This is a genomic window from Psychrobacter phenylpyruvicus DSM 7000 = NBRC 102152 (genome assembly GCF_000685805.1).
GTDB lineage: Bacteria > Pseudomonadota > Gammaproteobacteria > Pseudomonadales > Moraxellaceae > Psychrobacter > Psychrobacter phenylpyruvicus.
Map to the genome: position 1 here is coordinate 1 of NZ_JMKP01000019.1, position 20,188 is coordinate 20,188.

Annotated in this window: 17 protein-coding genes; 7 read left to right on the plus strand and 10 right to left on the minus strand. The window is 43.1% G+C overall.

Features of this window, described 5'->3' with window-relative positions; genetic code table 11:
- The 3 genes from G561_RS0108310 to ppx all read right to left on the minus strand — a co-directional run.
- Positions 1 to 198: cold-shock protein (locus tag G561_RS0108310; protein ID WP_028859130.1), on the minus strand; the 198-nt coding region annotated here is incomplete at its 3' end.
- Between the two features lie 396 nt (positions 199 to 594).
- Positions 595 to 1,398, minus strand: a complete 804-nt coding sequence (locus G561_RS0108315) for an acetyl-CoA carboxylase carboxyltransferase subunit alpha (RefSeq protein ID WP_028859131.1) — start codon at positions 1,396 to 1,398, stop codon at positions 595 to 597.
- Positions 1,399 to 1,460: 62 nt separating this feature from the next.
- Positions 1,461 to 2,984: an exopolyphosphatase gene (gene ppx, locus G561_RS0108320; RefSeq protein WP_028859132.1), complete on the minus strand. Its 1,524-nt coding sequence runs from the start codon at positions 2,982 to 2,984 to the stop codon at positions 1,461 to 1,463.
- Between the two features lie 466 nt (positions 2,985 to 3,450).
- On the opposite strand from ppx, the gene G561_RS0108325 reads away from it, so the two are divergent.
- Positions 3,451 to 4,425, plus strand: a complete 975-nt coding sequence (locus tag G561_RS0108325; protein WP_028859133.1) for a c-type cytochrome — start codon at positions 3,451 to 3,453, stop codon at positions 4,423 to 4,425.
- Between the two features lie 97 nt (positions 4,426 to 4,522).
- Here G561_RS0108325 and hemL read toward each other — a convergent pair whose 3' ends face one another.
- The 4 genes from hemL to G561_RS0108345 all read right to left on the minus strand — a co-directional run bounded on the left by hemL (position 4,523) and on the right by G561_RS0108345 (position 9,074).
- Complete coding sequence (hemL, locus tag G561_RS0108330; protein WP_028859134.1) at positions 4,523 to 5,824, minus strand: glutamate-1-semialdehyde 2,1-aminomutase; 1,302 nt, start codon at positions 5,822 to 5,824, stop codon at positions 4,523 to 4,525.
- A 343-nt stretch (positions 5,825 to 6,167) separates the two neighbouring features.
- Positions 6,168 to 6,320 carry a cytochrome bd-I oxidase subunit CydX gene (gene cydX / locus G561_RS15190; RefSeq protein WP_028859135.1) on the minus strand — a complete coding sequence of 51 codons (153 nt, stop codon included), beginning with the start codon at positions 6,318 to 6,320 and terminating at the stop codon, positions 6,168 to 6,170.
- Positions 6,321 to 6,346: 26 nt separating this feature from the next.
- The gene (cydB, locus tag G561_RS0108340; protein ID WP_201586251.1) at positions 6,347 to 7,483 is read right to left on the minus strand and encodes a cytochrome d ubiquinol oxidase subunit II; all 1,137 of its coding nucleotides are present in this window, start codon (positions 7,481 to 7,483) and stop codon (positions 6,347 to 6,349) included.
- On the minus strand, positions 7,476 to 9,074 hold the full coding sequence (locus G561_RS0108345; protein WP_028859137.1) for a cytochrome ubiquinol oxidase subunit I: 1,599 nt from the start codon (positions 9,072 to 9,074) through the stop codon (positions 7,476 to 7,478). Before G561_RS0108345 ends, cydB begins: the two co-directional genes overlap by 8 nt.
- A 660-nt stretch (positions 9,075 to 9,734) precedes the next feature.
- Between G561_RS0108345 and cydD the strand changes: the two genes are divergently transcribed.
- The 3 genes from cydD (at position 9,735) to G561_RS14995 (ending at position 13,814) form a co-directional block, all read left to right on the plus strand.
- The gene (gene cydD / locus G561_RS0108350; protein ID WP_028859138.1) at positions 9,735 to 11,558 is read left to right on the plus strand and encodes a thiol reductant ABC exporter subunit CydD; all 1,824 of its coding nucleotides are present in this window, start codon (positions 9,735 to 9,737) and stop codon (positions 11,556 to 11,558) included.
- Positions 11,551 to 13,317 (plus strand): amino acid ABC transporter ATP-binding/permease protein, encoded by a 1,767-nt coding sequence (locus G561_RS0108355; RefSeq protein ID WP_028859139.1) that lies wholly within the window; start codon positions 11,551 to 11,553, stop codon positions 13,315 to 13,317. Before cydD ends, G561_RS0108355 begins: the two co-directional genes overlap by 8 nt.
- A gap of 98 nt (positions 13,318 to 13,415) precedes the next feature.
- The gene (locus tag G561_RS14995; RefSeq protein WP_051584467.1) at positions 13,416 to 13,814 is read left to right on the plus strand and encodes a hypothetical protein; all 399 of its coding nucleotides are present in this window, start codon (positions 13,416 to 13,418) and stop codon (positions 13,812 to 13,814) included.
- Positions 13,815 to 13,941: 127 nt separating this feature from the next.
- On the opposite strand, the gene ppk2 is transcribed toward G561_RS14995, so the two are convergent.
- Both ppk2 and G561_RS0108370 read right to left on the minus strand, forming a co-directional pair.
- On the minus strand, positions 13,942 to 15,051 hold the full coding sequence (gene ppk2 / locus G561_RS0108365; protein ID WP_028859140.1) for a polyphosphate kinase 2: 1,110 nt from the start codon (positions 15,049 to 15,051) through the stop codon (positions 13,942 to 13,944).
- Between the two features lie 356 nt (positions 15,052 to 15,407).
- On the minus strand, positions 15,408 to 15,764 hold the full coding sequence (locus tag G561_RS0108370) for a zinc ribbon domain-containing protein YjdM (protein ID WP_028859141.1): 357 nt from the start codon (positions 15,762 to 15,764) through the stop codon (positions 15,408 to 15,410).
- A 245-nt stretch (positions 15,765 to 16,009) separates the two neighbouring features.
- Between G561_RS0108370 and ygfZ the strand changes: the two genes are divergently transcribed.
- Positions 16,010 to 16,753 carry a CAF17-like 4Fe-4S cluster assembly/insertion protein YgfZ gene (gene ygfZ, locus G561_RS0108375; RefSeq protein ID WP_028859142.1) on the plus strand — a complete coding sequence of 248 codons (744 nt, stop codon included), beginning with the start codon at positions 16,010 to 16,012 and terminating at the stop codon, positions 16,751 to 16,753.
- A gap of 107 nt (positions 16,754 to 16,860) precedes the next feature.
- Here ygfZ and G561_RS0108380 read toward each other — a convergent pair whose 3' ends face one another.
- Positions 16,861 to 17,406: a Spy/CpxP family protein refolding chaperone gene (locus G561_RS0108380; RefSeq protein ID WP_028859143.1), complete on the minus strand. Its 546-nt coding sequence runs from the start codon at positions 17,404 to 17,406 to the stop codon at positions 16,861 to 16,863.
- Positions 17,407 to 17,777: 371 nt separating this feature from the next.
- On the opposite strand from G561_RS0108380, the gene G561_RS0108385 reads away from it, so the two are divergent.
- On the plus strand, positions 17,778 to 18,449 hold the full coding sequence (locus G561_RS0108385) for a response regulator transcription factor (RefSeq protein WP_028859144.1): 672 nt from the start codon (positions 17,778 to 17,780) through the stop codon (positions 18,447 to 18,449).
- Positions 18,450 to 18,479: 30 nt separating this feature from the next.
- Positions 18,480 to 20,147, plus strand: coding sequence for a sensor histidine kinase (locus G561_RS0108390; RefSeq protein WP_028859145.1), 1,668 nt, complete (start codon positions 18,480 to 18,482; stop codon positions 20,145 to 20,147).
- The last annotated feature ends 41 nt before the right edge of the window (positions 20,148 to 20,188 follow it).

A 20,188-nucleotide genomic window follows, 5' to 3' on the forward strand; every position in this document is an offset into this window, starting at 1 on the left:
GATACCGTGGGCTTGTGGGCCTTTAGCACCTTGAGTTACTGTGAACTCAACTTCTTGGCCTTCAGCTAAGGTCTTGAAACCTGAGCTTGCGATTTCGCTGTAATGAGCAAAAACGTCTGGACCAGTTTCTGGAGCAATAAAGCCAAAACCTTTAGCTTCGTTAAACCACTTTACTGTACCTTTGATAGTATCTGACATATTCATCTTCCTAATTTTAAAACATAATGACCAATTTGGTCGGGTAACGCTTGAGCAACTACGGTAAATCTTAAAACGGAGGATTAATGCTAATACTACGAGGTAATGATTTGCTGCGGGTTTCTCTTAAGCAGGAATGTAGTATAGGGACCTTATTACCTTTAAGCAAGCTTTATTTTAAAAAAACTTAAAATAATGCCAAATAATATTAAATTATTTTTAACATTGCTAGACTAAGCGCTTATATTTACTACCTTTAGCAGCATTTTAAAAAGATTAAAATAAAAAAAAGACAGCACTAAGTCTGTCTTATTTTCCATTTTTCCGTAGCGCTTAATTCCTTAACGGGTCAATAAGATTAAAAAAGGTTAATTCAACGAACTGCCTTATGACTTATTAAGCTTGAAGGCTTAAGGTTGAATTAAAATGTTTTAGACGTTGATAACGCTGCTCAACCAGCTCATCAATTTTTATCTGTTTTAGCTCCGCCAACTGCTCAGCCAACAACTTCTGCAGACCTTCCATAACCGGCTTAGCATCAAGGTGTGCACCTTCGCCTTCATCAACGATGGCATCTATCAATCCCAGTTGATACAGGTTATCTGAGTTTAGCTTTAAAGCTTCAGAGGCTTCAGGCGCTTTCTCAGCGGTCTTCCATAAAATAGAGGCACAGCCTTCAGGAGAGATAACTGAGTAAATACTGTGCTGCAGCATATTGACCTTATCGCCAACGCCAATAGCCAAAGCACCGCCTGAGCCCCCTTCCCCAATAATGGTCACAATGATCGGCGTCTTTAAACTACTAAAAGTCGCGATGCTTTCTGCGATGGCTTGGGCCTGTCCACGTTCTTCAGCCTCCACCCCAGGGTAGGCACCTTGAGTATCAATGAAGGTCAGTACAGGTAACTTAAAGCGCTCAGCTAACTTCACTAAGCGAATGGCCTTACGGTACCCTTCTGGGTAGGCCATACCAAAGTTATGGGCGATACGTTCACGGGTGCTACGTCCTCGGTGCTGACCTATGATCATCACCGGTTGGCCATTAAATCGAGCCAAACCCCCAATTACGGCGCGATCATCAGCAAATGCTCTATCCCCATGAAGCTCATCAAACTCAGTGAATAGCTGCCCGACATAATCTAAAAATAAAGGGCGTTTGGCGTGTCTTGCCAAGCCAACGCTATCCCAAACTGCACTCATGATAAGTCCTTAAAATATTATTATCGTTTGTTTATCGGTTACGTTAGGCCATCCAGCCTAAGTTATGATTCTAAGTTCTCTTGCACCACAGTTAATTCCACGCCCCACTTTTTGAACTGAGCGATGTCATCTTTAAGATCCAGTATAAGCAAGGCATACTCATCAAGCTCAGACTCAACCCTTACTTGCCAATGCTCTTTATCGATAATATTTAGCTTAAGATCGCTCTTGTCATGGTCATTGCGGCTGCGATGGACTAGCACCGCTAGGCGTAGTAGCAGACACAGGTACACCAGCTTTCGACCGCCAATTTCTTGCACTTGCTCTAAGGTTTCTGACTTTAGCTTGCGGCGATGGTTACGGGCCAACTGCGCCATGCGCACTTGATCCACTTGTGAAAATCCTGGGATATCTGAGAACTCTAGTAAATAAGCACTGTGATGGTGGTAACCACTGTGACTAATGGCCAGACCAACTTCGTGCAAATAGGCGGTACGACGCAGCAAGTCATTGTCTTCACTGCTTAGCTCTAAGGCCTCATGAGCTTGTTCATAAAGACGCTCACAGCTTTTTACCACACGTCTTGCCTGACGCTTATCGACTGAATAACGCTCTACTAAAGCTTGAACACTCCGGTCGCGCACATCTTCACTGGCAAAGCGGCCCAGCATGTCATACATGACCCCTTCACGCAGCGCTCCATCCGAATAAGTCATGGTCTCAATGCCAAGTACCTTCATAGCGGCTAGCAACACAGACACACCGGCTGGGAAGACAGCTTTTCGGTGCTCTTTCACACCTTCTAAGTCAATGTCTTCAACCCGGCCCACTTTAAGCAGTAATTGCTGCAGGTTTTTCACACCTTGATAGGTAATGCGCTCCTGATCATCTGCCCATCCCTTTGATACCAATACATTTCGCACAGCTTTAATGGTACCACTTGAGCCTACCACACTGGTCCAGCCTGTCTTTTGGTAGGTAGTACTGATACGCAAGATCTCTTTGCGCGCATCGGCAATGGCTGCATTAAAGGCCGCCTCAGTAATATCACCTGACTCAAAGAACCGCTGGGTATATGCCACACACCCCATCTGTAAGCTTTCTGTCAATATCGGGTCAAACTCTTGACCAATAATAAACTCGGTTGAGCCACCACCGATATCAATTACCAATCTTTTATCAATACTCTCATTGGTATGTGACACCCCTAAATAAATCAGACGCGCCTCTTCTCGACCTGAAATAATCTCAATGGGTTTAGGCAGTATTTCGTCGGCACGTCTAATAAACTCGTCAGCATTCTTGGCTTGACGCAAGGCATTAGTCGCGACAATCCGCAACCTATCTGCTGAGACTGAATCCAGTCGCCCCATAAACCGAGCCAAGCAATCAAGCCCCCTTTGTTGAGCTTCTTCACTTAGGTATTTTCTTTCATCTAGGCCGGCAGCTAATTGAACCTTTTCAGACATAGAGGCAATTTTTCGAACCTCACCATGATCCAAGCGAGCGATAGCCAAGTGAAAGCTGTTTGAGCCAATATCGATGGCTGCCATTAATTCATTATTCGCTAGAAAGTTATTAGGCATAAGCGACTGTCTTACCTTAGATTAATATAGATATAGGAGAGTGTGATTTATTATTAAATATTAAAAATATAGGCAACGAATGACTTTGTTTGCCAACATCTTGCAAAAAACCAATCAAATTTAAAGTTTATTAGTAGAGCTGTATTTTAACAAACTCTTGAGCCAAATTCGCTGACTGCTTACTAAATTAAGTTAAAAGCCTTTTTCTGCAAAGATGACAGCTGCCTCATTAAATCACTTATGCCAAAAAGTGGCAAGCAAGCTTAGATTAATAATGCTTTGAAAGGGATTAAGGCGGCATTGATACTTTGCTTCTTTTAAAAAAGAATACTATGTCATATAATATTTTTTTATTAACTTATATTGGATGTCAATTGTAAGTTTTATTAGCGTACCTCCACTTTTTTATCCATTTTTATATAGGCAGGTATACCGCGCTTTTATTATAAAGAATTAAGGACTCGCCATGACCAAACTAAAATCAACTAAACTGCCACTAGCCGCCTCCCTTATTGTGGCTTCCACCTTATTTGGCGTAGGCTGTAGTAATGACAATCAAGTTAAAGCTGTAGACCGTACCGAAGAAGCGGCCGCTCTCGCCAGAGTTAAATCTCTTGAAGCCCAAGCTAAAGCTCTTGAAGACGGCATGCCTGAGGCCAATAGCAGCTTTGCGCCCGTTGGTGATGGTGCAGCCTCCACCGCCTCAATCAAGATGCCAGATGAGTCGACTATTCCAGATGATGAGTTGGGTGCAGCTATTCGCCGCGGTCTACATCTAGTGAATAATACTTATACCGAGTTGCCAGATAATGTGGGTAACCGTTTAAACTGTACCAGTTGTCACCTAGCCAATGGCTCAGAAGCCTATGCTGCTCCGTGGAATGGTTTAACCGGTATTTTCCCAATTTATCGCTCTCGAGGTGCTCGTGTGAACTCCTTACAAGAACGTATTAATGGATGTTTTGAGCGCTCTATGAACGGGAAAGCATTAGACCCCACCTCAGATGACATGAACGCTATTCTGGCTTACATGGGCTGGCTATCACAGGGTATACCGGCCGGTGTTTCTCCTGAAGGTCGTGGCTTTGTTGAAGTCGATACCAACCTTGAGCCTAACCCAGAAAATGGTAAACAGCTTTTTGCTGAAAAATGTTCTGTATGTCATGGTGATAATGGCCAAGGTCAGTTTAAAGAAGATGGAAGCTATATTTACCCTGCAGTAGCCGGTCCAGATTCGTTTAACGATGGTGCAGGCATGGCTCGCACCTATAAAGCAGCCGCCTTTATTAAAGGTAAGATGCCATTTGGTCAGGGCAATACCCTATCCGATCAAGAAGCCGTTGACATTGCTGCTTACTTCACTCATTTAGACCGTCCAGTAAAAGCTAATAAAGACAAAGACTGGCCTAAAGGCGGCGCACCTAAAGACGTTCGCCGTTAATGAATCCGGTAAAATTCCGAGCAATAAAAAAAACCATCCTGCTTAGCAGGATGGTTTTTTATTAACGTAACTTTTTTATTAACAGGTTATTACTCGGTTATGCTGACGCCATCTCAGCGAACACTTCTTCAGCCGCTTTAATAGTAGCGTCCAAGTCCTCTGTTGAGTGTTTAGACGACATAAAGCCCACTTCATAGGCCGAAGGTGCCAAGTAAATACCGCGCTGTAACATACCATGGAAGAAGGTGTTGAACTTATCCATATCACAAGCAGTCACTTCATCGAAGTTTTGAGGTACCTCGGTGGCTTCCTCTTTAACGAAAAACAGACCAAACATGCCGCCAAGTTTAGTTGAGCGTAGCTTAATGCCATGCTTCTTAGCAGCGGCTTGAATGCCGTCAACTAGGTAAGCTACCTTGTCCGCCACACCCTCATAAAAGCCTTCTTGGGTTAAGTCCTCAAACATGGCAATACCTGCCCGCATGGCCAGTGGGTTACCTGATAATGTACCTGCTTGATATACGCCGCCCATAGGTGCAATGCACTCCATGATTTCACGCTTACCACCGAAGGCACCTACCGGCAGGCCTGCCCCGATAATTTTACCAAAGCAAGTTAAGTCTGGTTCAATACCAAAGTGACCCTGTGCCCCTTTTAGGCCCACACGAAAGCCGGTCATCACTTCATCAAAAATCAATACCGCACCGCCTTGGGTACACTGTTCGCGTAAGGTATTATGGAATTCTTGGGTTGGGATGATCATGTTCATATTGCCAGCAATAGGCTCGACGATTACACAGGCAATCTCATCGCCCCATTTCTCAAAGCAGTCTTTTACCGCTTGCGGGTCATTATAAGGCAAGGTGATGGTATGCTTGGCAAAGTCAGCGGGTACGCCTTGTGAGGTTGGCTCACCGATATCTAGCATACCGGAACCTGCTTTTACTAACAGGCTGTCTGAGTGACCATGGTAGCAACCTTCAAATTTAACAATCTTATCACGACCTGTATAACCACGGGCTAGACGAATAGCACTCATGGTGGCTTCGGTACCTGAGCTGGTCATACGGATCATCTCAACACTTGGCACGATATCGCAAATGGTATCTGCTACTGAGGTCTCAAAAGTGGTTGGAGTGCCAAAGCTTAAGCCATCATCAGCGGCCGCTTTCACAGCTTCAATCACCTTGGGATGTGCGTGCCCCAAGATCATAGGCCCCCATGAGCCAACGTAATCAATGTACTCGTTGTCTTCGGTATCATAAATTTTACTGCCTGCGGCTTTGTGCATAAACACTGGGGTACCGCCCACACCAGCGAAGGCACGAACTGGTGAATTAACGCCACCTGGAATGTGCTTTTTGGCTTGTAAGAATAGTTGTTCGTTTTTAGTACTCATAATAATAACTCTACTTTACAGATGAAAGAGACCTTTATTAGGTCTTTTGATTATAAGAAAGATGACTTTAAGGGTACTGACTTTAAGGGTAATAGTTATAAGAATTGTGTTAGCAGCGACTACATTCAAGGTCAAAAATCCAATTTCCCCCGCATCACTGCCATAATACTACAAGGTTTGGGCCTCATAGCCAAATATGGTGTAGCAGTTGCTACAATAATCCCACTATATTAGCAAAAAAAAGTGGGCTCTTATGAGCCCACTTTGTATCATTATTCTACTATCATCCCTAACAGAGATCAGTGAATAACCACCAAAATCTGTTAGTTTGATCTCCCCCTTACTACTTAGGTGTCTTCTCTAAGTGAGGGTCAATCTTTTTACGCTGAGCATCATATGAGTCTAGACGACCTTGTTCGTGCTCTAACCAAATGGCGTTCACGATTGCCAAAAGTACGGCAAATCCAAGACCTAATATCCATGCAAAATACCACATAACTTTCTCCTAGATAAGTAAATAGCTTAATACGAGGTGTGATCGTTTTCACGAATATAGGCCACAGTCACCTTACCGCGCATCACGCTATAAGCCCAGCCAGTATAGAATACCACAATGGGAAGTAGCAGCACCACGACATACAACATCACCATTAATGTGAAGTGACTAGATACGCTGTCCCAAACGGTTAAGCTAACATCTGGGTAGGTTGATGATGGCATGACGAAAGGAAATAGCGAAACACCAGCCGTCATAATTACCCCTAGTACCGCAATACTTGAGGTGACAAAAGCGGTTAGCGTTTTGCCTGCTTTTAACAGACCTACTGTTAGCAACGGCATCAAGATACCTAGTGCTGGGAATATCCATGCTAATGGATATTTCTGATAGTTTGACATCCAAGCACCTGGTTGTACCACTACCTCTTTAGTCAGTGGGTTTGCTACAGCAGCTGGATCAATCTGTGACACAATCGCATAACCGTCAATATACTGAAGCCAAACACCAGCAGCAACGAATAGTACCACCATCGCTATTGCCGAAATCATAGTGTATTTTTTGGTTCGCTCTTGAATCCCATTTTCAGTTCGGTGCGCTAAGAAAGTACCTCCCTGCATAATAAGCATGGTTGCACTAACCAATCCACAAAGAATCGAGAATGGATTTAGCAACTGCCAGAATGTACCACTATAGGTAGATACCATATGATTATCAAAGTTAAATGGTACCCCTAAGAATAAGTTACCAAAAGCCACGCCAAATACTACCGCTGGAACGAACGAGCCTACAAACAAGCCCCAATCCCAAGCGTTACGCCATCTTTGGTCTTTGACCATGCTACGGTACTTAAAGCCTACGGGTCTAAAAAATAATGCCCAAAGTACTGCCATCATTGCCCAATAAAAACCACTGAAAGCTAGGGCGTAAACTAAGGGCCATGCAGCAAATAAAGCACCACCTGCAGTAATAAACCAAACTTGGTTACCTTCCCAGTGTGGTCCAACAGTATTCACAATAACTCGGCGCTCATCATCGTTTTTACCAACGAAAGGTAGTAACGTACACACCCCCATGTCGTGTCCATCCATGATGGCGAAACCAATGAGTAATGCCCCAACAAGCAACCACCAAATTATTTTTAGCGTTTCATAATCAAACAACATGGTCTACCTCCTTATTACCATTAACAGGAGTGACATCACGTGGTGTTTCACCATCGTAACGACCTGTACCCAAACTTGCTGGTCCTAATTTTACATACTTAATCATCAAATAAACCTCAATGATTAACAGTATGGTGTAGAAACCAACAAACCCAGCAAGAGAACCATAAACGTTGGCCACACTAAAGTTTGTCACTGATAAGTGAGTTGGTAAAACACCATAGATAGTCCAAGGCTGACGGCCATACTCTGCCACAAACCAACCCAACTCAACAGCTATCCAAGGCGCTGGCAACATGATTACCGCCCACTTTAACAGCCACTTTTTCTCAGCGAAGTTACCTTTCACGGTATACCACATAGCCGCCGCAAATAAAGCTAGCATTAGGAAGCCAAGACCTACCATACCTCGGAACGACCAGAACATAGGAGTTACTGCAGGAATGGTATCATCCACTGCTTTTTGAATCATCTCTGGCGTAGCTTGCGTCACATCTTCAGTATATTTTTTGAGCAATAAACCAAAGCCTAGATCCTCTTTAACCTCATCGAATTGACTTACTAAGGTCTTATCTTCTGGATTTTCACGCAGTTGATCTAGTAGGCTCACCGCCTGAATACCGTTGATAATACGTCCTCGGTTAACTTCTTTAATCTCATGAATACCGGGAATTTCTTTATCAAAAGAACGGGTACCGATAATACCCATTGCATAAGGAATCTGGATTTGCCAATCGTTTTTCTGCTCTTTTTCGTTGATACCTGCAATTAGGTTGAATGAAGCAGGAGCTGGCTCGGTATGCCACATGGCTTCAATGGTGGCCATCTTAGTTTGCTGAGCAGCACCAATCGAGTAGCCTGACTCATCACCAAGTACAATGACACTTAAAATTGACGCCAAGCCAAAAGCCGAAGCAACTTGGAAACTACGTTTCGCAAATTCCACGTCGCGTTTACGCAATAGGTATAGTGCTGAAATGGCTAAAACGAAGACAGCCGCTGTGACGTAGCCAGCTGATACTGTGTGCACAAATTTGTTTTGGGCATCTGGGTTAAGTAAGATGGTCGCGAAGCTGTCCATTTCCATACGCATGGTTTCGTAGCTAAACGAAGCCCCAACTGGACTTTGCATCCAACCGTTGGCAATCAAGATCCATAACGCAGAAAGGTTAGTTCCCAGCGCCATTAGTATGGTAACGATAAGGTGCTGAGCACGAGACAGTCTGTCCCAACCAAAGAAGAATAGACCCACCATGGTGGATTCTAGGAAGAAAGCCATTAGACCTTCGATGGCTAACGGGGCACCAAAGATATCACCCACATAGTGTGAATAGTAAGCCCAGTTGGTACCAAACTGGAACTCCATGGTAATCCCTGTGGTTACCCCTAGAGCGAAGTTAATACCAAATAGCTTGCCCCAGTATTTGGTCATGTCCTTCCAGATTTGATTACCGGTCGTGACATAGACAGATTCCATAATAACTAGAATCCATACCATTCCCAAAGTCAATGGGACGAATAGAAAGTGGTAAAGCGCTGTCACCGCAAACTGCAAGCGGGATATATCAACTAGATGTTCAGTAATCATACTAAACCTCCTAAAAAGCAGGATCAATTCACACTGTTATTTGATTTGCATAACTTAGGGCATTCTATCGCTCACATCCTTGCTTGCTGACCCTAATGCACCCCCTCCCTTTACACCATTAAACTAACTGAATGATCAACCCTGCATTACCGATAAGTTTCAACACCTATAAAATACTTAAGCCCTATAGAACACAGATGGCTATTGAATACTTAAGATGTCGTTGAACAATTTCAAAAAGCAACTACTTAAAACAACACTGCTAATAAACGTTTACTCAGAAAACTTAACTCTTATATTATAATATACAATTTAATAAAATATTATAAATATGATACGAAATAGGTATTTAAAAATACCCATTATTAATTTATGGATTTATTGTGCGTATATTACCTAAATATTAACATTTGTTCCAGATATCATTTAACTTTCTTTCACAGTCCTCATTAATGTAACTTTTAATGACCTTATTTACTTAGCTTGATAAGTAAGTAATCAGTGACCGGTGCTTCTTGCCACATTAGTTAGATACATTAACATACATTGGCTTTTCCAAGCAGTAAGCTTAGAATGCTTATTAAAGTATACTCTTATTGTTGCACTTTTTTTAACTTTTGCCTCTCATAATTTTCTCTTTTTTTTAAGACAGAAACTACTATGGCCACCCTTTCAACTGCCGAAAAAAGCTTTTTAAAACAGCTGATAAATACTGTGCGCCGCCCTTTAAATCTTGCGTGGCTACTCACAATCCTTAGTACCCTTCTATTTGTAGGGCAAGCTTGGCTTCTTGCTAATATATTTAGCTTGTGGCTAACCAACTATTTTGATGAGGTGCCTCTATCTAGTGGGATTAACTTAATGTGGTTTTGGGCATTGGCAGCTTGTTTTGTACTGCGCCCTTTACTAAATATGGGACGGGAGTTATTAAGTGCTCGTGCCAGCTTACAAGTCCGAACGCAGTTAAGACAGTCGCTATTGACCACCATGGCTCACTTAGGACCTAATTTGCGCCACTTTGGTAGTGATGGCAGCATCTCCAGTCAGATTATTGATCAAACCGATGCTTTAGATGGCTTTATTAGCCGTTTTAGTGTCCAAAAGAAAGTTACCGTGACTACCCCTTTTATCTTATTAATTGCTGTGGCTTGGCAAAGCAAATTTGCCGCTGCCCTACTATTAATGACCGCGCCACTGGTACCGATATTCATGATTCTTATCGGCCACCTTACTGCCAAAAAAAGCGCCGCCCAGTTTGGTGCTTTGTCGCAATTAAGTGGCCGTTTTTTGGATTGGATTCGGGGGATGCCGACGCTGAAACGCTTACAAGCCACCTCTATTGCCGAGCAAGACCTGGCCATTAGCAGTGAAGATTACCGTCGCCGCACTATGGATGTATTAAAAATTGCTTTTTTAAATGGTGCTGTTTTGGAATTGTTGGCTGCACTGAGCATTGCTCTAGTCGCAGTTTATCTTGGCTTTGGACTAATGGGAATTTTGCCATGGGATAAAGGTCATGTCCCAGTGGCTTATTTTGGGGCGTTATTTATCTTACTATTGGCTCCTGAGTTTTATGTTCCCCTGCGTCAACTGGGGGCAGACTATCATGCCAAAGCGGAAGCTGAAGGGGCAGTTCAAAGCCTACTGCCTATTATTAAAGCGGCCCAATCCAGCACTGATAGTGCCACAGACTTATCACAAGCGGCTACTAATAGCTCAAGCCCTGTAGATTTATCGCAAGCTTTTGGGTTAAACATTAACCAGTTGAGCATTCGCACTGCCATTACTGACCCAGCCAGCGCCAATGACGCTGAGTCTTCTGACTCGAAGGCACAAGCTTATCGTACCCGCTTGGCTCCGGTTAGCTTTACGCTACAACCCGCTCAGCGAGTGGCTCTAGTGGGCGACAGTGGTAGCGGAAAATCCAGCCTACTGCAAGCCATAATGGGCTTTGTTGACTATCAAGGTCAAATTGAGATTAACCTTGCCAATGGGCACAACGTTGATATCACACAAGTACCTCAATCGCAGCTAAGACAACACATTGGCTATCTGGCACAACAAGTGGCCCTTATGCCGTTAACCATTGCTCAGAACTTAAGACTCGCCAACCCGAATGCCAGTGACCAACAGTTAATTGCCGCACTAGAAGAGGTTGAATTATGGCAGCTTATTAAACGGTTACCACAAGGACTCGATACCCAGCTTGGGGATAGAGGCCAAGGTCTATCTGGCGGTCAACAACAGCGTTTGGGGATTGCTCAATTACTGCTTAGACAAGACAGCTTATGGCTATTAGATGAGCCCACAGAACATCTAGACCCTGACACTGCAGATAGAATCCATCAGCTGCTGCAACGGGTTAGTAAAGGCAAAACGGTGATTTGGATCACGCACGCCCACCAACAACTTAGTTGGTTAGATAACGTCATTAAGCTGTCACTACCTGCAGCAGTAACGGTAAGCGGAGAAGATCATGACTAAACAAGCTTTAGCCAAACCTGATACAAGCTTAGATCAGCAGTCTCTATCGACGGCCAATCCTCCCGTATTCCGCCTACGTGATATGTTTAAGCCCTCTTTTGATCTGTGGGTGATATCTTGGATCTTAGGATTGGTCACCGCCATTTCTATGATTGCTTTGCTAATGATCTCCGGTTGGTTCATTACCGGTGCGGCTTTGGCAGGGATGATTGCGGTTGGCTCACACAGCTTTAACTATATGCTGCCCGCCGGCATTATTCGGATGCTTGCCATGGCAAGGACAGCTGGGCGCTATGGTGAGCTGATGGTATCGCACAACGCAGTTTTTGACTTATTAAAGACACTGCGCTTACGCTTCTTTAATCGATTAGCCGCCCTACCCTTAATCCAGCAGCGCAATACTTTACACGCCTCACAATATATGCACCGTTTGGTGAGTGATATTGATAAGTTAGATGAGTTTATTCTTAGGGTCGTCTCCCCTTGGCTCATTGGTAGTGTGTCGATGCTATTGTTAGCTGCATTCATTGGTTGGGCTCTGCCACTAAGTGCCCTCAGTAAGGTTGTGATTTATCTATTGCTATTATCCGCCTTACTACTGCCTTTCATCGCTAGCCTTAAAGGTATTCATAGCGCTAAGCAGTTATCACAAGTTGCAGAATCTAGACGCCAGAAGTTATTGGCACCACTGGCAATCATTACCCAATTGCTACTTTGGCAACAATGGCAAATGCAAACTGCGAGTTATATTGCCCAAGACGATAAGCTACAAGCCTTGGAATGGAAGGCACAGAAGCATCGTTCCAGCTATATGCTGCTTATTCAGTGGTTCTGTTATACCGCAGTATTGGTGGTATTATTTTCGATATATCAGGTCACTTCAGCTACGGTTGTAACCACTGACATCAACGTGTCATTAGCGCTGGCAGTAACTTTAGGATTACTGGGTATTCAAGAGATTATTGTGCCTCTGGGGCAGCACTATCTGGCCTTGGGCAACAGTATTTCTGCCAAAGACAGACTCAATGCGCTGCTACACCCTGCAGCCGATCAATCAGAGCCTAATAATACAGCTGTTACGGATATTGAAACCGGGCTAACGTTACCAACGGGCGCGATGCACGCTGAGCTACGTAATGTTTCTGCCAAAATTGCAGGGGCTTTGGTAGGGGCCAAAGAAGTCAGTGTCAGCATCCAGTCTGGTACTCCCTTGATTATCAAAGGCCCTTCAGGATGTGGTAAATCTACTCTGCTACAAGCTTTGGCCGGTGAGTTGCCAGTGCAATCAGGTGAAATAACACTCAATGAGCAAAATTGGTTTGCTTATGACTGGCAAGATCAACTGGGCTATCTTGGGCAACAATTGGATATTTTTGATCAGACCTTAGCTGCTAACCTCCGCCTTGGTAAACCTGACGCTACTGAAGATGAGCTACTGTCTGCTTTGGATAAGGTTGGTTTACTGCCCTGGCTGCAAGCACAGCCACAAGGGTTACAGACTGCCTTAGGCGAATATGGAGCAGCCATCTCTGGCGGTCAGGCCAGACGCGTTGCTCTAGCTAGACTGCTGCTAAAGCCGCGCCGAGTTTTACTGCTTGATGAACCCTTTGCCGGACTAGATACTGAGACCCGTGAACGAGTTTGGGACAGTGTGCGTGAGCACCAAAAGCAAGGATTGCTAATCGTCGTCAGTCACCATGAGTGGGATATGGGCCAGTGCGACGTGCTAACCTTAAAAGAAAATGTTTTTATTGATTAGGTTTAATGCTAAGATAATTTAGTTAATTTAACTATTGACACTCAGTAAAAACTTAAATCAATCGAAGCTCACTTTATTAAAAGGAATGTTTATACCTCATGGATGATAAAAAAACAGCTGTAGAATCAACGGCCCAACCCGACGCAGTAGTGGCACCTATGCATACTTTTGAAGCTTTTCGTATTATTGAAAAGCTCAGTGAAGGCATTAACCCTCTGTCCGATGAGCCATTAGCGCCCAAGAGCCTGTGTTTAAATGATGATATTCAACGGGCTTTGCAAGTAGCTATTCCTGCACTTCAAGCGCGTATCAGATGGATTGAGCGCCAAGCACAATTGCCAGTCAATGCAGGTAAGCCCTGGAAGGCAGAGGAAGAGGATAACCTCAATACAGGGTTTGATAATGGCGATAGCGTAGATACTCTAGCGGAACGTCATCAGCGTACCAAAGGCTCTATCACTTCTAGATTGGTTAAAATGGGCAAAATAAGTGCCTAGCTTAAAGCCAGCCTTAGCCTAAAGTCAGTGGTATAGTTAACGCAGTCCTAGAATTACTATAAAAAATAAAATAAGGAGCAATCATAGATTGCTCCTTATTTATTAATTACCAGATCAAACCTGGTTATTAGATGGTCAAATCAGACTTTTCACCCAATTCGTATAAAGCACCTGCACGGCCTACAATTAGTGGATCAACATGGCCTACCTGCTTTTGATCTTTGCCTTCATACGGAAGTTTGTTTAGCACATAGCGCATGGCGTTTAGACGGGCACGCTTTTTACAATCTGACTTGATAACAATCCAAGGGGATTCTGCGGTATCAGTATTATAGAACATAGCCTCTTTCGCTAAGGTATAGTCATCCCACTTATCAAGAGATGCCATATCAATAGGAGATAGCTTCCACTGCTTCAATGGATGGGCCTCACGCTGCTTAAAACGGCGACGTTGCTCTTCACGGCTCACAGAAAACCAGAATTTAATCAGATGAATACCTGAATCAATTAAATGCTTTTCAAACTCAGGAGTTTGCTTCATAAAGATTTCGTACTGCTCATTAGTACAAAAGCCCATTACTCTTTCAACACCGGCACGGTTATACCAAGAGCGATCAAATAATACCATCTCCCCTACAGAAGGTAGATGCTGTACATAACGCTGGAAATACCATTGACCCATTTCACGTTCGGTTGGCTTCTCTAGCGCCACTACTCTAGCACTACGTGGGTTCAAATGCTCCATAAAGCGTTTAATAGAGCCCCCTTTACCAGCAGCATCGCGGCCTTCAAAAATGATAACGACTTTTTGGTCGTTTTCACGAACCCATTTTTGAAGTTTAAGCAACTCTACTTGCAGGTGGTACTTTTGTTTTTCATAAGTTTTACGCGATAGGCGGTTTTTATAAGGGTAACCCCCTTCACGCCAATTGTCTGACAACTCATCATCTTTTTCAGTGCCTGTTCTAACCGTATTGGCTAGGGCATGCTTTGCAAATAAGTCTTTAAGCTTTTCGAGATCATCAGGCGACGCGTCGTGAATTAGAGCTTGTAAGTGGTCAGAGATGCCCTCAAAGTTCCCTTCATTTAGGTCTTTTAGCAGAACTTGATCGATCACTTCTTTAGTTTTGATTCGTGAGCCATCTTTTTTCTTCTGCGTTTCGTACTTTTCAATCTTTTTACTATTGGTTACATAGTCATCACTAATCTTTTCGGGCTTACTGCTTTTCTTTGACATACTTACTCCTCATCATTGACTATCTAATCATAATTAGATAGATTTATTTAACTATAATTATAGCAAATACTAAGGGCTTTATTTAGTCAAAATTACTATCTATGAATTGTTTTATGCAGTTTTTGTCCAAACCCTTAATTTTTTTATGGAATAAATCATAAGCTACCAGTTTAAGCTGACTTTTGATTTTCTTTTTGCTTGGAGTATCGGTTGGATTACTAGTGAGATTGGTTACTGCTCTCTTGTTCAATAAAAAAATAAATAAACCTCGTAGTAAGTGACTACGAGGTTTATTTTTAATAGAGCGTTAATAGCGCGGTTAATACAGCAAATTTATTACTTTAGCTGTCACTGTCTTAGGCTTTTTTTACCACAGAAGACTTAAGCTTCATTTGACCAAAGCCATCAATCTTACAATCGATATCATGATCATCTGGCGCGTCATGGATTAAGCGAATGCTTTTCACCTTAGTACCTACTTTAAGCGGTGTGGAAGAGCCTTTTACTTTTAGATCTCTAATCACAGTCACAGCATCACCATCTTGTAGCTCGTTACCAACCGCATCACGAATCACATTATCAGGCTCATTTGTAGTCACAGTGCCATCTGCCTCGGCAGCTGTCCACTCGTGAGCACACATTGGACAAACCAATAAGGCACCATCTTCATAAGTTAAATCAGAATCACAACTTGGGCAATTAGGTAGGCTCATTTTATCCTCATTTCCATTATTTAAGATATAGTATTGAATTAATATCGCTTAGTATTGTAGCCTAAACCACAGCTTTTTGCTCGAACCCCTTTAACCTTGCCAAAATAAGCAACAGTAGCCTTTTGCATACAGCTAATTACATAGCTTAATTGCTAAGCCTCTATAATAACTGGCACTATAGGAAAGACATTTATCACTCTCTATTACAACAACTTAATCAAAGCAACTAACAAAGGATTCTAATTGTGAGTAATTTATCTTTTAAACAATTCACTTTGCAAGGTGATGATGCTGCAAAATTCTTGCAAAGCCAGCTTACTGTCAACGTTAATAAAATAGGGTTAAGCTATCTCCCTGCTGCCATTGCTAACCTGAAAGGACGTATTGAGTTTGGCATTTGGGTAAAAAAACACTCTGAAGATAACTTTGATATTGTTATCGCTGCTGACTGCTTGCCAAGCCTGCAAGCCCATATAAAAAAGTATGGTGCCTTCTCAAAAATCACCACCTCTGAACCTATTGATATCTACCCTTGCGTCTTAGGCTCAGAGACCGGTACTGAAGAGGCCACCTTCAGCCAAGCTGCGGATAATTGTGATATCAATAAATGGCAAGCATTAAGTATTGCCACCGGTAATTACTGGATTGTGGAAGCCACACAAGGCCTGTTCCAGCCGCAAGAGTTAAGATTACATCAGCGTGGCGGCGTAGACTATGATAAAGGCTGCTATATCGGACAAGAAGTCATCGCTCGTATCTATTTCAAGGCCTCGCCAAAAGCGTTTTTACACCGCGTTAAAGGTCAGGGCGATGTGCCACAAGCTGGTGAGAACCTTGATAAAATTCAGGTGGTAAATGCCATAGCTACCGAAGACTATTCAGGCTTTGAAGCACTGGTTGTGGCGCGCCCTGAGCATCTAGAGGACTCAGAGCTACAGCTATTAGAGTTGCCCCCTGCACTACAAGCCAGCGTAGCCCGTGAAGCTTAACTAAGTCTAAGCGCAATCCCCTTTCCACAATCCATAAAAAAAGCGATCCTAAGATCGCTTTTTTTAGAGATGATTTTTGGAGATTATCTTTTATTTTAATACCTTAGTTACTTAGCAGAGGCATTAGCGTTATCGGCTCTTTGGGCCATTTTGCTTTTAAACTTAGCTTGTCTTTCTTCACGCATTTTCTGTAACTGAGCTTTTTGCTCGTCAGTCAGAATTTGCGCCATAGCATGCTGAGTTTGAACGCGTTCAATAAATCTTTGCTTTGAAAAAGCAGCTTGTTGCTCTGCTAAGTTATTTAAGCTAGTGGTATTTAAAGTAGGGCTATTTATTAAAGCTTGAGTCTGGGCATGCAGCTGCTGCATTTGAGCTTGGTGCTGTTGACGATTGGCCTGGTGCTTTTGTTTTTGTGCCTCTCTTAAGGCTTGCATTTGAGCTTGTTGTTCAGCGGTTAGATTAAGCTGCTGATAGCCATAGCCACCACCACGTTTGCCCATTGGGCCCCCTTTATGATGCTGGCCATGCATTCCATGCTGCATTTTAGTGGCTGCTGTGGTTTGAGATTCAGAAACAGCGCTAGCCTGAGTACAGCCTACCATTGCTAAGCTACCTGAGACAGCTAGTACAGTACTTAATACTAATTTATTCATAATATTTACCCTTAACGCCTTTGTTAATCAACTGCCATTTATTAATTTTAGATTTCTAAAAAAGAGCTGGCATTTAATTTAATTTGGTTTGGTGGAATTTTAACGTGGTTTGGTTGAATTTAGTGAGCCTTAACTCTTATTTACCTAACCTTTTGCTTGATGAAGTTATGATAGGACAGCTCCACGTAACTTAGTTTGATGAAAGTTTAAGAAAGGTAACAATTGCTACAGCGGGCTACTTCTATACTTGCTTGTGGCAACAACCCTAGTTAGTATTCCTAGCCCTTATCAAGTGCAAAGATTTTATTTAAACTGGTGGGCAAAAGTTGTACGTTTAGGGCCTTTAATTATTTAATTTTTAGGACTTGTTCATGACACATATTTTATTAGGCGATGACGACACAGAGCTATCTGACTTATTGGCAGAGTATCTGACCAACCATGGAATTAAGTGTGACTGTGTCTATAATGGAGAGCAGGTTTTAGAAAAAGTTAAAATGTACAATTATGACTTAATTGTGCTCGATATTATGATGCCCAAAATTGATGGGTTAAGTGTGCTGCGTCAACTGCCCACCTTAACTCAAACGCCGGTCATTATGCTGACCGCAAAAGGCGATGAGATTGATCGCATTATTGGTTTGGAGTTAGGGGCAGATGATTATATTGCCAAACCTTGTAACCCCCGTGAGCTATTAGCCCGCATCAATGCCGTTATTAAACGCACTACGGCTCAAAACTCCGAATTTGCTCCGCTAACACATGAGCGGTTAGAGCTAGATCAAGTACACCGCATTTGTAAGGTAGATGGTGAAAGCCTACAAGTTACTGGTACTGAATTTGATTTGCTGGTGGCCTTACTACAGCAGCAAGGCAATGTGGCAAGTAAAGAGTGGCTCTCACAAACCGTGTTACAACGGGAACTGCAGCCCCTTGATCGAAGCTTAGATGTTCATGTCTCTCGGCTGCGAAAAAAATTACAGCCTTTCCATGAAGACCCCATTAAGGCCGTTCGCGGTAAAGGCTATCAGCTGGTTTTATAGTGTTAGCTGATGTTATAGAGTAGTACTTTTATGAATAAAACTGCGGCAAAAAAAGCACGTCGACATCGATTTTATCAGCCTCTCAACTTATTCTGGCGGCTATTTCTTAGCATGTTGGCTATTTTACTGCTGACCTCTGCCTTATCAGTAGGTATCGAGCGTTGGATCAATGCAAAAGAGCTCAATAATAGGATGCAGCAGCAAGTGGCACGCTTACTTATCGCCCGCCAAGAGACTGTCACCGCTTTAACGAATGATGATTTACAGACAGTTAAGCAGTTATATCGTGAAAATCGATGGCTATTATCACAAATGCGTATTGTGGATGAAAAAGGTGAGCAAGTCCTCCCCAAGTTTGGGCGTTTTCACTCTGAATTTAGTCAACAAGGTCACTATAGACCCGCAACCCGCTCTGAGTTTCAACATGCTGCGCCGCTTACCAATGATGCGCAATCGCAGCAGTATCCTTATTCGCAGCAGCAATATTCACGTTTCTTCTCAACTTTCAGCGAGCAACCTTGGCAACAAGTAAGTGCTGACATTGCTAACTATCCTGAATTAGAAGATACCACCGTAAACTCTAACAGTGGAAAAACTTATATCGTACAGTTACAACCTAGGCTGTCATTGCGGGATCTTATTTCCCTGCGTAAAGACCATACTTTAATTAGAGTATCGCTGATTTTACTGTTTAGCATCTTGGTCTGTTATTGGTTAAGCCGAGCTTTAACGGGCCGTATTCAGCGGGTACAAAAAGCGGTGCATCTAATGAGTGAAGGCCGATTTACCGCCGGAGAGGAGCTAAAAAATCTAGGCAATGACGAGTTAGGTCTATTAGCAAAAGATGTCTCCAAGCTGTCTAGCCGCCTAGCCAATAGTGAGCTGGCTCGAAAGCAAATGCTTAGTGATATCTCTCATGAACTGCGCTCACCCTTGGCCAGACTAGATGTGGCTACAGAGCTTACCCGTGACTTCGCACCTGAAGCGGGGCATTATCTAGATCGTATTGAAAAAGAATCGCTGCGTATGAACGAGCTTATTGAGCACATCATACAAATTCAATCCCTGCAAATGCGCCAAAATACTTTGGATATAGAGGCCTACCAAAATATTGACTTATATGCTCTTATTGATGAGATTAGGCAGGATGTCTGCTTTGAGTTTCAGGATAAGGCGGTTCATTGGCAGTGGCTGTTCTTAAATGAAGGAAAACCCGCAAAATCGCCAAACTCTGCATCTGAAAATGGCTACAAGTTAATGGGAGACCCGCAGCAATTACACAGTGCTTTTGAAAACATCATTCGTAATGCCTTTACCCACACGGCAGCTGAATCTAGTGTCAAGGTCAGCTTAGATACTTTTACACACCCTGAGCATCAGATACCTTATCTAAGGATACAAGTTATTGACGAAGGCAGTGGGGTAGCTGAAGCAGATTTACAGCGTATTTTTCAACCCTTTGTCAGATTAAGCGCTTCTAGAGAGCGCTTAAACCCACCTCAACCAAAACAGCAGGATGACCCCTCTCAGGCCCCTCAAAAAAAATACAATGGTTATGGCCTAGGATTGGCCATTGCCCATGCCATTATTATGGTACATCAAGGGGAGCTTGTCGCTTATAACCGCCAAGATGGTGTCTCTGGATTAGTTATTGAAGCGACTTTGCCAACCCATAACAAGCCAACTAAGCATAAATAGGCAACCTCAAGGCTCAGCACAAATAGGTAGCTTGGCTACCC

What these genes read in the sequence shown, in the direction of transcription:
- ppk2 (WP_028859140.1), bottom strand. Translation starts at nt 15,051, where the DNA reads ATGTCAAAGAAAAGCAGTAAGCCCGAAAAGATTAGTGATGACTATGTA.
- G561_RS0108345 (WP_028859137.1), bottom strand. Translation starts at nt 9,074, where the DNA reads ATGATTACTGAACATCTAGTTGATATATCCCGCTTGCAGTTTGCGGTG.
- G561_RS0108385 (WP_028859144.1), top strand. Translation starts at nt 17,778, where the DNA reads ATGACACATATTTTATTAGGCGATGACGACACAGAGCTATCTGACTTA.
- cydX (WP_028859135.1), bottom strand. Translation starts at nt 6,320, where the DNA reads ATGTGGTATTTTGCATGGATATTAGGTCTTGGATTTGCCGTACTTTTG.
- G561_RS0108380 (WP_028859143.1), bottom strand. Translation starts at nt 17,406, where the DNA reads ATGAATAAATTAGTATTAAGTACTGTACTAGCTGTCTCAGGTAGCTTA.
- hemL (WP_028859134.1), bottom strand. Translation starts at nt 5,824, where the DNA reads ATGAGTACTAAAAACGAACAACTATTCTTACAAGCCAAAAAGCACATT.
- ppx (WP_028859132.1), bottom strand. Translation starts at nt 2,984, where the DNA reads ATGCCTAATAACTTTCTAGCGAATAATGAATTAATGGCAGCCATCGAT.
- G561_RS0108315 (WP_028859131.1), bottom strand. Translation starts at nt 1,398, where the DNA reads ATGAGTGCAGTTTGGGATAGCGTTGGCTTGGCAAGACACGCCAAACGC.
- G561_RS0108390 (WP_028859145.1), top strand. Translation starts at nt 18,480, where the DNA reads ATGAATAAAACTGCGGCAAAAAAAGCACGTCGACATCGATTTTATCAG.
- G561_RS0108325 (WP_028859133.1), top strand. Translation starts at nt 3,451, where the DNA reads ATGACCAAACTAAAATCAACTAAACTGCCACTAGCCGCCTCCCTTATT.
- G561_RS14995 (WP_051584467.1), top strand. Translation starts at nt 13,416, where the DNA reads ATGGATGATAAAAAAACAGCTGTAGAATCAACGGCCCAACCCGACGCA.
- cydD (WP_028859138.1), top strand. Translation starts at nt 9,735, where the DNA reads ATGGCCACCCTTTCAACTGCCGAAAAAAGCTTTTTAAAACAGCTGATA.
- G561_RS0108355 (WP_028859139.1), top strand. Translation starts at nt 11,551, where the DNA reads ATGACTAAACAAGCTTTAGCCAAACCTGATACAAGCTTAGATCAGCAG.
- G561_RS0108370 (WP_028859141.1), bottom strand. Translation starts at nt 15,764, where the DNA reads ATGAGCCTACCTAATTGCCCAAGTTGTGATTCTGATTTAACTTATGAA.